General features: G+C 64.0%; 12 protein-coding genes. 4 read left to right on the forward strand and 8 right to left on the reverse strand.

Features of this window, described 5'->3' with window-relative positions:
• Positions 1-11: 11 nt before the first annotated feature.
• The 7 genes from FXB40_RS16930 to FXB40_RS16960 form a co-directional block, all read right to left on the reverse strand.
• Positions 12-845: a phosphoenolpyruvate hydrolase family protein gene (locus FXB40_RS16930; protein WP_148773320.1), complete on the reverse strand. Its 834-nt coding sequence runs from the start codon at positions 843-845 to the stop codon at positions 12-14.
• A gap of 3 nt (positions 846-848) precedes the next feature.
• A complete protein-coding gene (locus FXB40_RS16935; RefSeq protein ID WP_148773321.1) occupies positions 849-3,065 on the reverse strand; it encodes an ABC transporter permease in 2,217 nt (738 codons plus the stop codon).
• Positions 3,058-3,840, reverse strand: a complete 783-nt coding sequence (locus tag FXB40_RS16940; protein ID WP_148773322.1) for an ABC transporter ATP-binding protein — start codon at positions 3,838-3,840, stop codon at positions 3,058-3,060. Before FXB40_RS16940 ends, FXB40_RS16935 begins: the two co-directional genes overlap by 8 nt.
• Positions 3,833-4,921 carry a branched-chain amino acid ABC transporter permease gene (locus FXB40_RS16945; RefSeq protein WP_148773323.1) on the reverse strand — a complete coding sequence of 363 codons (1,089 nt, stop codon included), beginning with the start codon at positions 4,919-4,921 and terminating at the stop codon, positions 3,833-3,835. Before FXB40_RS16945 ends, FXB40_RS16940 begins: the two co-directional genes overlap by 8 nt.
• 1 nt (position 4,922) lies before the next feature.
• Positions 4,923-5,933, reverse strand: coding sequence for a branched-chain amino acid ABC transporter permease (locus tag FXB40_RS16950; RefSeq protein ID WP_148773324.1), 1,011 nt, complete (start codon positions 5,931-5,933; stop codon positions 4,923-4,925).
• A 176-nt stretch (positions 5,934-6,109) separates the two neighbouring features.
• A complete protein-coding gene (locus FXB40_RS16955; RefSeq protein WP_148773325.1) occupies positions 6,110-6,937 on the reverse strand; it encodes an AraC family transcriptional regulator in 828 nt (275 codons plus the stop codon).
• 131 nt (positions 6,938-7,068) lie between these two features.
• Complete coding sequence (locus FXB40_RS16960; RefSeq protein WP_148773326.1) at positions 7,069-8,319, reverse strand: ABC transporter substrate-binding protein; 1,251 nt, start codon at positions 8,317-8,319, stop codon at positions 7,069-7,071.
• A gap of 563 nt (positions 8,320-8,882) precedes the next feature.
• Here FXB40_RS16960 and FXB40_RS16965 point away from each other — a divergent pair.
• The 3 genes from FXB40_RS16965 to FXB40_RS16975 all read left to right on the forward strand — a co-directional run bounded on the left by FXB40_RS16965 (position 8,883) and on the right by FXB40_RS16975 (position 12,709).
• Positions 8,883-10,463 (forward strand): sugar ABC transporter ATP-binding protein, encoded by a 1,581-nt coding sequence (locus tag FXB40_RS16965; protein ID WP_246207656.1) that lies wholly within the window; start codon positions 8,883-8,885, stop codon positions 10,461-10,463.
• A complete protein-coding gene (locus tag FXB40_RS16970; RefSeq protein ID WP_028151194.1) occupies positions 10,460-11,452 on the forward strand; it encodes an ABC transporter permease in 993 nt (330 codons plus the stop codon). Before FXB40_RS16965 ends, FXB40_RS16970 begins: the two co-directional genes overlap by 4 nt.
• Positions 11,453-11,596: 144 nt before the next feature.
• Complete coding sequence (locus FXB40_RS16975; RefSeq protein WP_246207658.1) at positions 11,597-12,709, forward strand: substrate-binding domain-containing protein; 1,113 nt, start codon at positions 11,597-11,599, stop codon at positions 12,707-12,709.
• Between the two features lie 49 nt (positions 12,710-12,758).
• Here the strand turns inward: FXB40_RS16975 and FXB40_RS16980 are convergent, their stop codons facing one another.
• Positions 12,759-13,553 (reverse strand): DeoR/GlpR family DNA-binding transcription regulator, encoded by a 795-nt coding sequence (locus FXB40_RS16980; protein ID WP_148773328.1) that lies wholly within the window; start codon positions 13,551-13,553, stop codon positions 12,759-12,761.
• 339 nt (positions 13,554-13,892) lie between these two features.
• Here FXB40_RS16980 and deoC point away from each other — a divergent pair, with 339 nt between their 5' ends.
• Entirely contained in the window at positions 13,893-14,810 is a 918-nt protein-coding gene (deoC, locus tag FXB40_RS16985) for a deoxyribose-phosphate aldolase (RefSeq protein ID WP_246207672.1), read from the forward strand.
• Positions 14,811-14,812: the final 2 nt, after the last annotated feature.

A 14,812-nucleotide genomic window follows, 5' to 3' on the forward strand; every position in this document is an offset into this window, starting at 1 on the left:
TCTTGCAGGCGTTATCGCGTGCCGATCGCCTTGAATTTGCGTACCTGTTCCGTCAGCGCCCGCTCCACCGGAAGCCGCTCCATCGAGGAGGCCCCGTAGAAGCCGTGGCAGTAACGGGTGTTCTTCATGATGAAATCGGCATCCGCGGGATCCGCGATCGGGCCGCCATGGGCGAGCACCAGGATGTCCGGATTGACGCTCAGCGCGGCCGAGGCCCAGGTGTCGATGCGCGCCGGGCAGTCCTTGAGCTTGGGCGCGGTCTGCGCGCCGATCGTTCCGCCGGTGGTGAGCCCGAGATGGCAGACGATGATATCAGCGCCGGCGATCGCCATCGCGGCGGCTTCCTTCTCGCTGAAGACGTAGGGCGTCGTCAGCAAATCCTTCTCGCGCGCCTTGGCGATCATGTCGATCTCCAGCGCGTAGGACATGCCGGTCTCTTCGAGATTGGCGCGGAACACGCCGTCAATCAGGCCTACGGTCGGGAAGTTCTGCACGCCGGCGAAGCCGAGGGCCTTGAGCTGGTCGAGGAACACGTCCATATCGCGGAATGGATCGGTGCCGTTGACGCCGGCGAGCACCGGCGTCTTGCTGACCACGGGCAGCACTTCGCCGGCCATCTCCAGCACGATGGCGTTGGCGTCGCCATAAGGCATCAGCCCGGCAAGCGAGCCGCGGCCGGCCATGCGGTAGCGGCCGGAATTGTAGATCACGATGAGATCGACGCCGCCGGCTTCCTCGCATTTGGCCGACAGGCCGGTGCCGGCGCCGCCGCCGACGATCGGCTCGCCGCGCTTCGCCATCTCGCGAAACCGTTTCAATAAGGTAGCGCGTTCAAACCGGGCCATCGGTCACCTCGCTAGTCTCCGGCGCGCCCCGGCGCGTCCGAACAGGGTTCGGAACGCAGCTGTAATGGTCGAGGCGAACTCGGGATCGTTGATGTTCTGCTTGACGCGGATCAGTTGGCGGTTGCCTGTCGCACGCACGGTGCGCTCCAGCGTGCGGAACAGGGCGGCGTCGGCCTCGCCATCCCAGAATGGCTGGCCGCGGGCATCGAGCGCGGAGACACCCCCCTCGGGCAGGAAGAAGCGCACCGGCCCATCCATCAGGTTGAGCCGCTCGCCGATCCAGCGGCCCATGCGCTCGTTCTCCTCCACTGTTGTCCGCATCAAGGTCACCTGCGGATTGTGGACGTGGAATTTGCGGTCGCGATATCGCTCGGGGATGGTGTCGGGCGCGCCGAAATTGACCATGTCGAGCGCGCCGACCGAGCCAATATAGGGCAGGCGGGTGCGGATGATCGCGCCGAAGCGATCCTCCGTCGCCGGAAATACGCCGCCCATCAGGAGGTCGCAGATCTCGGTAGTGGTGAGATCGATCACGCCCGCGATCTGGCCGGAGTCGACCAGCTTTTCCATCGAGCGGCCGCCGACGCCGGTGGCGTGGAAGACGAGGCATTCGAAATCGTCGCGCAGATCGGCCGCGATCTTCTGCACCGCCGGTGTGGTGACGCCGAACATGGTGATGCCGACCGACGGCAGCCCGGCGCTCGCCGTTCGCCCTTTGGCCTCGCGCTGGTCGAGGCGGGCCTTGACCATGCCGGCGACGGCATTGGCGCCGTTCGACAGTACCGCGCGCGAGATCGAATTGAGGCCCTGCACGTCGGTGACCGAGTACATCATGGTGATGTCGGCGGGGCCGACATAGGGCGCGACGTCGCCGGAGGCGACCGAGGAGATGATCAGTTTTGGCACGCCGATGGGGAGGGTACGCATTCCCGGCGCGACCAGTGATGCCGCACCCGAGCCGCCAGCGGAAATCACGCCGGCAACATTGCCCTGCCGCTTGATCCAATTGGCGAACGCGTCAGCCATCGCGGTGACTGCAGCACCGCGGTCCGGGCCGAACACGGCCGAGCCGCCGCGGCCGTGGTTCAGCGCGATCTCCTGCGCAGAGACATCGGAGGTTGCGTGCTTGCCGCTGGTGGAGACGTCGACCAGCCGTGTGCGTAAGCCGCTTTCGGCGACGATGTCGCGGATGAAGCGGAGTTCAGTCCCCTTGGTATCGAGCGTACCGACGACCAGCACGACCGGAGGGCCGGAGCTTTGCGCCGTCACCGGTTCACGCTTGCGCCGTGCGGTTTCGTCGAGGCGGGCCACCTGTGTCGACAGCGTGCGCGCGGCAGCCTCGATGCGCCCGATCGGGACCGGCTGCGACCACCGTGTCGGCGGCGTCGGATTGGAGATGTAGATCCGGATCGGGCCGGTGCTGCGCGCAGGCTGAGGGATCGGCTTTGCTTCGCCGCCGGCAGCCGGCACATCGATGTCGGGTTCGAGCTCGGCGTGCAGTCCGACGCCGAGCAGGCGCTGCTGCAGCACGCGGTCGGCAGCGAGCCGACCGGAGTCGATGATGCGGTTGATGCGGCCGTTGACCATGATCGCGACATTGCGCGAGATCGCGGTGGCGACCCCGATGTTCTGCTCGATCACGAGCACGGACATGTCGCCGTCGTCGCTGAGCTGCAGCAGCATCTCCTCGACCTGGGCGACGATGACGGGCGCAAGCCCCTCGGTCGGCTCGTCCATGATCAGCAAATGCGGATTGGTCACGAGTGCGCGCGAGATGGCGAGCATCTGCTGCTCGCCGCCGGAGAGCTGGCCGCCGCCATGGTCCTTGCGTTCGGCGAGCCGCGGAAAGGTGTCGTAGATGCGCTCGACTGTCCAGGGACCGGACCGCATCCCGCCGGCGAGATGCAGATGCTCGTCGACGCTGAGCGAGCGCCAGAGCCGTCGGCCCTGCGGGACATAACCGACGCCGAGACGCGCGATATGGGCCGGCGGCCGCCGCGTGATGTCCTCGCCGCGGATTCGGATCGAGCCGCCGCTGACCGGCACCAGGCCCATGATCGCCTTGCACAGCGTGGTCTTGCCCATGCCGTTTCGGCCGACCACCGAGAATACGCCGGCGTCTAGCGAGAGGTCGACGCCTTGCAGTGCGTGCGAATGGCCGTAGTAGACGTCGAGGCCCCGGACCTCGAGCGCAGCGGGAGCGCGGCGGACATCACTCATGGCCGCCTCCGAGATAAAGCTCCTGCACCTCGGGATCGGACTCGATCTCCTCCGGCACACCTTCCTTGAAGATGCGGCCGTTGTGCATCATCGTGACGCTCTCGACGACGCGCAGCGCCACGTCCATGTCGTGCTCGATGATGATGTAGCCGATATGCGCCGGCAGCGAGGTCAGGATCTCGACCAGCTCGGCCCGCTCGGTCGGTGAGAGACCGGCGGCGGGCTCATCGAACAGCACGAAGCGAGGGGCGCCCGCCAGCGCCAGCGCGATTTCGAGCTGACGCTGCTGCCCATGCGCGAGCTCGGCGACGCGCTGATCCTTCACCGCAGTCAGATGCACGGCCTGCACCAGACTGTCTGCAGCGTGCATCAGCGCATCGTTCTGACCGGGACGCAGGAACGAGAAGCGCCCGCGCGAGACGCCACGGCAGGCTAGGTAGACATTGTCCTGGACGGTGAGGCCGGGGAACAGCGCGGAGATCTGATAGGTCCGCCGCAACCCGCGACGGATGCGCTCATAGGGCGGGAAGTGCGTAACGTCCTCACCGAAGAAGCGGATCGTGCCTGACGTCGGCGGGAAGTCGCCGGTGATGCAGTTGAACAGCGTGGTCTTGCCGGCGCCGTTGGAGCCGAGCACGGCGCGCCTTTCGCCGGGGCGCACGGTGATGGTGACGTCGGTCAGCGCGGCCAGCGCTCCGAACAGCCGGGTGACGCCGCGCAACTCCAGTGCTGCACCGGCGCCAACGGCGGAGAGGCGCTGGGCGACACTATCCATGGCCGCGCCCTCCGCCTGGGTGATCTGACCGCGGACGTTGGCTCTGGCGCCAGCGCTGCCACAGGCCGATCACGCCATCTGACGACCAGAACACGATGGCAAGGAAGCCGAGCCCGATCAGCAGCCGGAATCGGTTGCCGTCGAGCCCGATCTTGACCAGGAAGTCGAGCGCAAACGTGCGCAGGAGGACGAAGACGAGGGCGCCGATATAAGGGCCGATCGGCCGGGTAATGCCGCCGACGACGGCGATGATGAGAATGTCGATGCAGGCGCCGACGCTGACCGAGCCCGGCGAGATCTGGCGGTAATTCCAGACCTGGAGCACGCCGGCGAGGCCTGCGACGAAGGACGCCACCGCATAGGCCGCGACGCGGTGCGCATTGACGTTAAAGCCGAGCGCGGCCATGCGGCGCGGATTGTCGCGCACGCCCTGCAGCGCCAGGCCGAACGGCGCGCGCGAGATGTAGTCGACGGCGAAGTAGCAGATCGCGGCGACCGCGAGCACGATATAGTAGAAGGGAATATCCCACCGCCAGTCGACGCCCCAGAAATGCGGCGTTCCGACGTTGTTGATGCCGGTGTGGCCGTTGAAGATCGCCCAGTTCTGGTTGGTGAAATAGTAGAAGGCCGCGCCGATCGCGAGCGTGATCATGATGGTGTAGATGCCCTCGGTCCGCACCGCGAGCGCGCCACCGAGCGTACCGAAGATGGTCGCGAGCGTCAGCGCCATCGGCACCGCCAGCCACCACGGCCAGCCCAGGCTGATATTGGCGTTGCCGCTGACGCCGAACACCGCGACCATGTAGGCGCTAAAGCCCGCGATGGTGAGCTGCATCAGGCTGACCATGCCGCCATAACCGGTCAGGAACATCAGGCTCAGCGCGATGGTGCCGAGGATCAGCGTCGTCGCAAAAATCTCGATCAGAAAGAAGCCGTTGGCGATCAGCGGCATGATCAGGAGGATGGCCGCCACGATCCAGGCCGCGGGATTGTTGACGTCGGGCCAGCCGCGTACGACCGTGCGCTGTGCCGTTGCAGCGGCGGTGCGGACCTGAATGCGGGCATCGTGAGTCACCGACATGTCAGCGCCTCGCGAGCAGGCCCTGCGGCCGAAGCGCCAGCACCAGCACCATGATCAGGAACGTCACGACGATGGCGTAGGTCGGGATGTAGACCGAACCGAGTTGCTCGGCGAGGCCGATGATGAGCGCGCCTAGCGCGGCACCGGGTATCGAGCCCATGCCGCCGACGATCACGACCACGAGGGATGCGAGCAGGAAGCGGATGTCCTCACCGGGAGAGAGTGACTGGAAGGTGCCGCCCACGACGCCCGCGATACCGGCAAGCCCGGCGCCGAGCGCGAAGACCAGCACGAAGACGAGCTGGATGCGCACGCCGGTTGCAGCAAGGATGTCACGATCGTCGACGCCGGCGCGGATGATCATGCCGATCCGGGTGCGGTTGAGCGCGAGCCACATCGCGATGCCGATGATCACGGAGGCTAGGAAGATCACGAGCCGGACCAGCGGATAGCGCAAATAGACCGGTTCGCCCGAGGATTTCATCGCGGTGACCAGCGGCAGATCGATCGGGCCGATCAGCCAGGTCGGCGTCTGGATCTGGTAGAAGTCGCCGCCGCAGGCCCACAGCATGAGATCGGCGAACACGATCGACAGCCCGATCGTCACCATGGTCTGGCGCAGGTCTTGGCCCTCCATGCGACGGAAGACGAGGACCTGGAGCAGGACGCCGACCAGCGCCGTCAGGATGAAGGCGACGATGAAGGAAAGAATCCAGGAGCCGGTCGAGGCGCTGATGGCGTAACCGACGTAGCCGCCGAACAGATAGAGCGAGCCGTGCGCGAGGTTGACGTTGCGCATCAGGCCGAAGATCAGCGTGAAGCCGCTGGCGACGAGGAAATAGAGACCGCCGAGCGTGATGCCGTTGAAGAGCGCGTTGAGGAACACCCGCTTGCGGCCGATCGCCTCTTCAAGGCCGGCTGGCCACACGGCGAAGATCAGCCACAGCGCCACTGCGATTGCGATGATGACGATCAATGCCCAGGCGGGATGGCGCTCGACAAAGCGGGTCATGGCTTCACCTCGTGCCCCTTGTGGGCGAGGTCGCACGCAGACCGTTGCCGGCCGCAAGCCCTGCCATGAACGTACGCTCCCTATCGACCGCGATCCTCTTGTCGGGATCGCGTTGCGCACATCCTAGTAGGACGCACGGGAGCGCATTTGATCGTGAGTATCTTTTCGCGCACTCGTCAGCCGCGCAAAACCTTGGCCGCGCGGCGATAATCGGTCGGCGCCATCCCGACATTGGCGGCGAAGAAACGGGTGAAACCGCTCTGCGAGGAGAAGCCGAGATCGAAGCCGATATCGGCGATTGGTGCTTCGCTCGCCACCAGCGCCTCCAGCGCCTGCTCCATCATCAGCGTGTTGAGATAGAGGTGAGGGGTAACGCCGGTCTGGGTGCGGAACAGCCTGTAGAAATGGGGGCGCGACAGGCCGGATTCGCGCGCGATGGTGTCGAGCTCGATCTCGGCGCCGGGGCTCTCCGACATCATCTTGATGCACTTGCGCACGCGAAAATCGGTGACGGAGCCGTTCGCGCGCGGATCGGGCGAGGTCTCAGCCTGCTGCCAGCTCTCGTCGTAGCAGACGTCGATCAGACTTCTCAGCTCGCCATCGAGGCTATTCAGCGAGGGTGCGCCGCACACAAGGGCGGCTGCGTGCCTGATATGCTTGTCCAGCGCAACCGATCGCTTGAGCTGGGTGCGGCCGAAGCGCAGGCGGTCGGCACCGGGCGCGTCGGGCGCGAACCACTCCGCATTGACATAGAGCACGAAGAAGACCGCGCCGCCGTCGAGATCGGAAGGGAGGAAATTATGCGGCTCCCATGGATTGACTGCGACCACGGAACCTTCAGTGAGCTCGTAACGTCCATCGTTGACGTCGATGCATGCGGGACGTCCCCCGACATGGAAGATCAAGTGACCTTCGCGATGTGCGTGGATGTTGAAGGGGCGGTTCAACTGATAGACCGTCGCCCGGCCAAAGCGGCCGTGGAAGACGGCGAGCGCCCGGCTCATGCCTTCCCTCCCAAAAACTCTTGTCTTTTTTTGATAGCGTTCAACAACCGGGGAGAGAATGCAAGGGCGCACGTGTCGCGCTCTTTGCAAATCTCTCCCCGGTCAGTCATGGCGTCGCTGATGCGACTACGTCAGTACTTCTTACATTCCGGTACCGTACGGCTTGGCAAACCGATCTTGGCGAACACTGCGGGGTCGTAGCCCAGCGTCTGGTTCACATTCGGGATCACCTTCACGACCTTCGAGAACAGCGCACCCTTGCCGTCGTCGACGACTTCGGTGACGAAGTTGGTGCCGACCGCCTGGCGGTTGGCGTCGAGCTTGATCTTGCCGTTGGGCGCATCGAGCTCGATCTTCGCCAGCGCGGCCTTGTACTTGGACTGGTTGTCGCTGAGATCGCCGTTGACCTGACGCAGTGCCAGGATCAGCGCCATGGTCGAGCCGTAATAGTTGGTCGCGAGCAGCGACGGGCTCGGGAAGCGCTTGTTCGGCGGGAAGGCGTCCTGATAGTCCTTCACGAACTTCTGCCAACCCGGATCTTCCCAGGTGTCGGCCTGGCCGCTCGCGGCCAGCGTGCCGACCAGCGCGTTCTTGGCGTTGCCCTTGGACGACAAAATGGTCTGATCGATCATGATCGAGCCGCCCATCAGATGCGCCTTGCCGCCGGCCTGCTGGTACTGGTTGAGGAAGTTGACGGCATCCGCGCCGCCGAGGCCGAGATAGATCGCATCGACGTCGTCGGGCAAGGCGGCGATGACCGAGGCAAAGTCCTTGGTGCCGAGCGGCACCCATTGCCTGTTGGTGACTTGTCCGCCGGCACCGCAGAATTCGAGCACGAGGCCGAACACCTGGGTGTAGATGAAGGAATAGTCCTCGCCGACGGTCGCGATCTTGCGATACTTCTTGTCCTCATAGGCGTATTTGCCGAGGCCGACCTGCCACTGCGCGCCGTCCATATTGTAGCGGAAGAAGTTCGGAGCCGGATCGACGTAGGTCGTTTCCTGGGCGCCGGAAGCCGCGTTGATGAAGGTCAGCTCCGGATGGGTCTTTGCAAAATTCTTGACCGCGATGCCCTCGTCGCCTGACAGCGGCGACAGCAGGATCTGCACCTTGTCCTGCTCGATCAGCTTTCGCACGGCGCGGACCGCGGAATCGGGTGTCGCGTCGGTCGAGGCGATGACGAATTCGAGCTCCTTGTCGCCGACCTTCTTGCCGAGCACGTTGAGTGCCGTCTGGAATCCGCGGATGCCGTCCTCGCCGAGCACGGTGTAGGTGCCTTCGAGCGTCGCGGTGACGCCGACCTTGATCTTCTCCTGCGCGAAGGCGGTGCCCGACAACAACAGGCTGCTCAACGCGACGAGTCCTAGACTGCCTTTCAACATTGCTCTCCTCCCTGGGACGTTCTTGTCGCTGTTTTTCACCGCATCCTCGCGCGCCCGCCGCGCGGTGCGACGTTTTTGCAAGGCCAACGGTTCTTGAGGTTGAGGCTAACCGAAGTCGGATGCGGCGCACGCATCGGAGCCATGCGCGGCTTAACGGGCAGTCTCATTTTGAATGGTGCGTCGCAAATCGTTCCGCGGTGCAACGTCGCGCGCGTGCTCGACGTCGTGATCAGCCTCATCGCTCATCGTTCGCGCAGTCATGGCAGCGCGTGGTCTCGGCGACGCGCTGCGATCAGGACTCCACTCCGCGCTCGTTCGCTTGGGTGCGCGCAACCAGCACGTGTATGATCAATCCGGCAAACCGAGGTCCTCGGGGGACGGCTGAGTGCTGGCCACTTGCGGCCGCCCGAAGCGTGATCGGGGCCAACAGCCATTTCAGCCGGCTCCAACACGATCGGCCATTGACAGGCCGCCCGAGGTGATAGAATTATAACAAGATAAGTTGTAAAAATAACAATATGTCACCATCGTACCAGCGTCTCGCAGGGCGACGGGAGGAAAGTTTGGAATTGTCCGGTTCGGGTACAGCAGAGCCAGGGACGTCGACCTCGCTTGTGATGGTCAGTGGCATCAACAAGCGCTTTGGCGGCGTGCGAGCGCTACGCGACGTCAACCTCGAGGTTCGCGCCGGCGAGGTGCACGCGCTGCTAGGCGAGAACGGCGCGGGGAAATCCACGCTGATCAAGATCCTCAGTGGTGTTCATGCCCTCGACAGCGGCACGATCGAGATCGCCGGCAAGCCGGTGGAATTCGACAGCCCGGCGAAGTCGCGCGAGGCGGGGATCGCCGTCGTCTATCAGGATCTCAGCCTCGTCGAATCCTTGAGCGTCGCGGACAATCTTTTGCTCGGCCGTGAGCCGCGCGCGCGTTTCGGCTTCGTGCGGCAGCGCGCGCTGATGGCCAGGGCCGAGGCGTTCCTGAACGAGCTCGGCATTCCCCTGGATACGAGAGCGACTGTCGGCTCGCTGCCTTTCGCCTATCGCCAGATGACGGAAATCGCCAAGGCGTTGATGGGCGAGGTCCGGCTTCTGATCCTCGATGAGCCGACTTCCTCGCTGACATCGGATGAAGTCCGGATCCTGTTCGACGCGATCGGGAAGGCGACGCGCCGCGGAGTCGGCGTGATCTATGTGACCCATCGGCTCAATGAGGTCTTCGAGATCTCGCAGCGCGTGACGGTGCTGCGTGACGGCGCCAACGCCGGCACGTTTGTCACCGCCGAAACCGACATGAAGCGGCTGGTGAACGCGATTGTCGGAACCGATCGATCGGTATCCACGAGCCCGCGCGTCGAACCTGCTGCGAAGCGTCAATTGGATCCGTCGCCGGTCTTGTCGCTGTCGAATGTGTCCAACGACCGGCTTCGCGCCGTCGATCTCTCTGTGCTGAAGGGCGAGATCCACGGTCTCGCTGGATTGATCGGCAGCGGACGCACGGAGATTCTGGAGACAGTGTTTGGGCTCCGGCCGCTCGAGAGCGGCGCAATCGAGATCGAGGGCCGGCGATGGCTGCCAAAGGGGCCGGCCGATGCGATCGAGCAGGGCATCGCCCTGGTGCCGGAAGACCGGCACGTGCAGGGTCTGGTCCTGGACCATTCGATCGAACGTAACGTCACTTTGCCACGGATTCCCCATTTCTCGCGCTGGGGCTGGATGCAGCAACGCGCCGCCGCCAGGCGTGCAGAAACCGCGATTGCCAGGCTTTCGGTGAAAGCGCCGGGCGCGTTCAGCCTGGTCAGGACACTCTCCGGCGGTAACCAGCAAAAGGTCGTGTTCGGAAAATGGAATGATCCGCGGCCGCGCGTGCTGCTCCTGGACGAACCGACGGTCGGCGTCGACGTGGGTGCACGCGAGGAGATCTATGCCGTGATCCGGAATGCCGTCCGCGACGGCAGCGGGGTCCTGGTCGTCTCGTCCGATCTCGTCGAATTGATCGAGCTCTGTGACCGCATCTCCGTGATCGTCAACGGGCGTGTGGCTCGTACGCTGGCGCGCGGCGAGATCGATGATGCCGAAGAGCTGCATCACCTCCTCCAGATGTATCAGGCCTCCGGGCCAGGCCAGTTGCAAGAGCTTCCCGCATGACCGAACTGACTGCTCCCAACGTGGTCGCCTCGTCGACCCGATCCGATCGCCGCCGCAAGATTCTCCAGAATCTGCTGCGGGGCGAGCGGCCGTACATGCTGTACATCGCTTTCGTGATCCTGCTGGTCGTGTTCAGCCTGTCCTCGCCCTGGTTCCTCTCGGTCGACAATTTCCTGAATATCGGGCGCCAGACCACGCTGGTGTCGATCATCGCGGTCGGCATGACCTTCATTATCATCGCGCGTCAGATCGATCTGTCGGTTGCCTCGACATTGGCGCTATCGGGCATGGCGGCCGCTCTCGCGATGAGCCAGATCAACAACAGCTGGATCGTGGGTGCGGTGGCCGGGCTCGGCACCGGTGCGCTGGTCGGGTTGCTCAATGGCATCCTGACGACGCAGCTATCGATCCCATCGTTCCTGGTGACGCTGGGCTCGCTGAGCATGGCGCGCGGACTTGCGATGATGGTGACCAACACCAAGCCCGTGATCATCACCAACGAGACCTATTTCGCGATCTTTGGCGAAGGCACGTTCCTCGGCATACCCGTTCCGATCGCCTGGACGTTGGCGGCGATGATCATCGGCATCCTGTTGCTGCACTATAATGTGTTCGGCCGGCGCATCTATGCGGTCGGCGGCAATCCGACCGCGGCGCTCTATTCCGGCATCAACACCAAACGAATCACGACTGCGGCCTTTGTCCTGACCGGCACGCTGGCCGGACTGGCGGCGCTGGTGCTGTCGGCGCGTTCACATGCCGCGCGGCCAGATGTCGTGCAGGGCATGGAGCTTGACGTCATCGCCGCGGTGATCCTCGGTGGCTGCAGCCTGTTCGGCGGGCGCGGCTACATCCTGGGAACGCTGTTCGGCAGTCTGATCATCGGCACGCTCAACAACGGCCTTGTGCTGCTCGGCGTGAGCTCGCCGATGCAGCTCGTGATCAAGGGCGCGATCATCGTGGCCGCCGTTGCTTTCACGAAACGCTAGTCGAAGTCAGGCGGCGCATGAGCCAAAAGTTCATCGCGCCGCGTGGGTAGGGGCAAGGTCGCTGGCCCTCCGGTGAATCGGCGACCAAAAATGGAGGAAACAATGAAACAAATATTGCGACAAACCTTGCCTTTGACTGTGTTGATGGCTGCCGCTGCTGCCGTCTCGATTGCCCCCTCGGCCCGCGCCGAAGTGCCTGCGACCTGCGTCAAGGGCGTCGACCTCGCAACGCTCGGGCCGAAATCGATCGTCGGCCAGGGACCCCACGGCGAGAAGGCGGCTTCCCCCGAGGTGCTCGCGCTATCGGAGGCTGACGCTGCCAAGATCAAGGAGAAGAACTTCAAGGTCGGCATCTCCATGCAGACGGTCAACCTCGATTGGTCGCAGCTCCAGATCCAGGGCATCACCGATACGCTGAAGAAGTACGGCGTGACGGTGACGGGCGTCGCATCCGCCGAATATCAGGTGGACAAGCAGATCGCCGATATCGAGAACACCATCCAGCAGCATCCGGACGGCATCATTTCGATCCCGGTCGATTTCACCGCGACCGCGCCGACCTACAAGAAGATCGCCAAGGCCGGCATCAAGCTCGTGCTGATGGACAGCATCCCGACCGGCCTGAAGCATCCCGAGGAATATGCGACGATGGTCTCGGCTGATAGCCAGGGCAATGGCCAGATTGCGGCACAGATCCTGGCGTCCTGCGTGGCGCAGGGCGGCACCATCGGTCTCGTCAATTTCGGCGTCGACTATTTCAGCACCAACGAGCGCACCAAGGGCGTGCGGGAGTGGATGAAGGCAAATCGGCCCGACATCAAGATGAAGCAGGTCGATTTCACCGATCCGCCGAAGGTCTCGCAGATCGCGGGCGACTTCCTGACCGGCAATCCCGACGTCAAGGGACTGTACGCGGTGTGGGATCAACCGGCGCTCGATACGCTGAGCTCGATGCGGGCCCAGGGCATCGATATTCCCATGACGACGGTCGATCTCGGCCTGCAATCGGCGATCGAAATTGCCAAGGGCGGTCCGCTGAAGGCCACCGGCTCGCAGCGTCCTTATGACCAGGGCGTCGCTGAGGCGATGGCGATGATGAATGCGCTGCTGGGCAAGGAAACGCCCGGCTGGGTCGGTGTGCAGTCGCTGCCGGTCACGCAGTCGAATGTGCTGGAGTCTTACAAGACCGTGTTCAAGAAAGACCCGCCGGCCGAGCTGGCGGATGCCTGCAACAAGGCGAAGCCTGCCTGCAACTGAGCTCATCGTTTCGACTGACCTGATCCGGGCGAACCAGCCCCCGTCCGGATCAGGCTGCGCTGGTGACGTATTCGACGGGAAGGCTGCGGAAATGCTTGCGCGTGTCCGCCGGCACGGAGCCACCGACGATGATCCGCGAGAACGAGCTGACGTCGGAGAAAGATGCCGGCTTGAGGCTGCCGAGCTTGCTGGCGTCGACCACGAGGATGCTCTCCATCGCAGTCGCGATGACGGCCTGCTTGATGGCGACTTCGTGAAAATTCGAGCAGCTGGCGCCGCGGGTCCAGTGCAGACCGCCGGCCGAGATGAACGCCTTGTTGACCCCGAGCCGCCGCAGATAGGACAGGCCGTCATCCGACGAGAACGACTGCGACGACGGATGGTAGAGCCCGCCCATCAGCATCACCTGCGTCGCCGGACGGTGGGTGACGATCGAGGCGACGTTCAGCGAATAGCAGATCACCGAAAGAGGCATGTCCTCAGGCAGGCAATCCGCCAGCGACTGCATCGTGGTGCCGCAGTCGATGAAGATGGTGTCGCCTTCCTTGATCGAGGCGGCTGCGGATCGGCAGGCAAGCCGCTTGTCCTGCGTATGCTGGTCGATTTCCTGCTCGAATGTGTACTTGATGCCGGTCGGCGATGCCGCGTTGACGACGTAGCCGCCGAGCAGGGCGAGCGCCGCCTCGGGCCCGGCGAGGTCGCGCCTGACGGTCATCTCCGACACCTTCAGCAGCTCTGCGGCGTCCTTCAGATGCAGTGCGCCGCTCGTCTCGACGGCGCGGCGCAGCCGTTGCAGCCGTTGGACGCGGGTCTCGCTGGGGCGTGCGGTCGGTGTCTCAGTCATTTTCGTCACCGAGCTTGCTTATCCGGTTGACAATGATCTTACAATGATGTGAGTTTAGCAACGTCAATTTGTTACAATAATAACATCTGGCCGAAGGGCGTTTCGCTGTCCGCGATAGCAGGCAGCAGAAGCTCCAGCGGGCAAGGGATGGGAGGATCGCATGTTGCAATCGGCACATTCAGTCTATCTGCCGTTTCAGCCGATTCGCTAGCATCGCGCGGCGTACCGATGGCGCAGGGCGTCTTGATATCAAACCCATCCGCAGTGCCGGCGCAGTCTCATGCGCGGGATCACAATCATCCGCATCCGATCGCGCGCAACACCGGCCGCGCGCTCGAGATGGACTGGGTCGATGAGATCAGGATCAATCTGTCCGCCGCCGAGCGCCGCGTTGCGAGCCTGCCGGGCCGACGCACGGTCAAGAAGGACGCGCAGGCGGCGTGGTTGCTCAAGGCGATCACCTGCATCGACCTTACCACACTCAACGGCGACGATACGGCCGAACGCGTGAAGCGCCTCTGTGCCAAGGCGAGGGCGCCGATACGAAGCGACCTCCTCGAGGCACTCGGCTTTGCCGGACGCGGGCTGCACACCGGCGCGATCTGCGTCTATCACCGCTTCGTCGCAACCGCGGTCGAAGCGCTAGATGGATCTGACATTCCGGTCGCTGCGGTCTCGACCGGATTTCCTGCAGGCCTCGTGCCGCACGATCTGAAACTCAAGGAGATCGAGGCGTCCGTCAGGGACGGTGCGCAGGAGATCGACATCGTCATCACGCGTGAGCATGTGCTGACCGGAGACTGGCGCGCTCTTTACGCCGAGGTCCGGGATTTCCGCGCGGCCTGCGGTGATGCGCATCTGAAGACGATCCTGGCAACCGGCGACCTCAAAACGCTGCGCAACGTCGCCAAGGCGTCGATGGTCTGCATGATGGCCGGGGCTGACTTCATCAAGACCTCCACCGGCAAGGAAGGCGTCAATGCCACGCTGCCCGTGACGCTGGCGATGCTGCGCATGATCAGGATCTACGAGGAGCGTACCGGCTTCAAGATCGGCTTCAAGCCGGCCGGCGGAATCTCGACGGCGAAGGACGTGCTCAACTACCAGTTCCTGATGAAGGAGGAGTTGGGACGCGATTGGCTCGAGCCGGATCTGTTCCGCATCGGCGCCTCGAGCCTGCTCGCCGACATCGAGCGTCAGCTTGAGCATCACGTCACCGGCCGCTACTCGGCCTTCAACCGTCATCCCGTGGGCTGAGC

Source organism: Bradyrhizobium rifense, from assembly GCF_008123425.1.
Lineage (GTDB): Bacteria > Pseudomonadota > Alphaproteobacteria > Rhizobiales > Xanthobacteraceae > Bradyrhizobium > Bradyrhizobium rifense.

Bases quoted from the DNA above. Each gene is read 5' to 3' on its own strand.
- FXB40_RS16955 (WP_148773325.1), bottom strand. From the start codon at position 6,937: ATGAGCCGGGCGCTCGCCGTCTTCCACGGCCGCTTTGGCCGGGCGACG.
- deoC (WP_246207672.1), top strand. From the start codon at position 13,893: ATGGACTGGGTCGATGAGATCAGGATCAATCTGTCCGCCGCCGAGCGC.
- FXB40_RS16960 (WP_148773326.1), bottom strand. From the start codon at position 8,319: ATGTTGAAAGGCAGTCTAGGACTCGTCGCGTTGAGCAGCCTGTTGTTG.
- FXB40_RS16945 (WP_148773323.1), bottom strand. From the start codon at position 4,921: ATGTCGGTGACTCACGATGCCCGCATTCAGGTCCGCACCGCCGCTGCA.
- FXB40_RS16930 (WP_148773320.1), bottom strand. From the start codon at position 845: ATGGCCCGGTTTGAACGCGCTACCTTATTGAAACGGTTTCGCGAGATG.
- FXB40_RS16935 (WP_148773321.1), bottom strand. From the start codon at position 3,065: ATGAGTGATGTCCGCCGCGCTCCCGCTGCGCTCGAGGTCCGGGGCCTC.
- FXB40_RS16950 (WP_148773324.1), bottom strand. From the start codon at position 5,933: ATGACCCGCTTTGTCGAGCGCCATCCCGCCTGGGCATTGATCGTCATC.
- FXB40_RS16970 (WP_028151194.1), top strand. From the start codon at position 10,460: ATGACCGAACTGACTGCTCCCAACGTGGTCGCCTCGTCGACCCGATCC.
- FXB40_RS16940 (WP_148773322.1), bottom strand. From the start codon at position 3,840: ATGGATAGTGTCGCCCAGCGCCTCTCCGCCGTTGGCGCCGGTGCAGCA.
- FXB40_RS16975 (WP_246207658.1), top strand. From the start codon at position 11,597: ATGGCTGCCGCTGCTGCCGTCTCGATTGCCCCCTCGGCCCGCGCCGAA.
- FXB40_RS16980 (WP_148773328.1), bottom strand. From the start codon at position 13,553: ATGACTGAGACACCGACCGCACGCCCCAGCGAGACCCGCGTCCAACGG.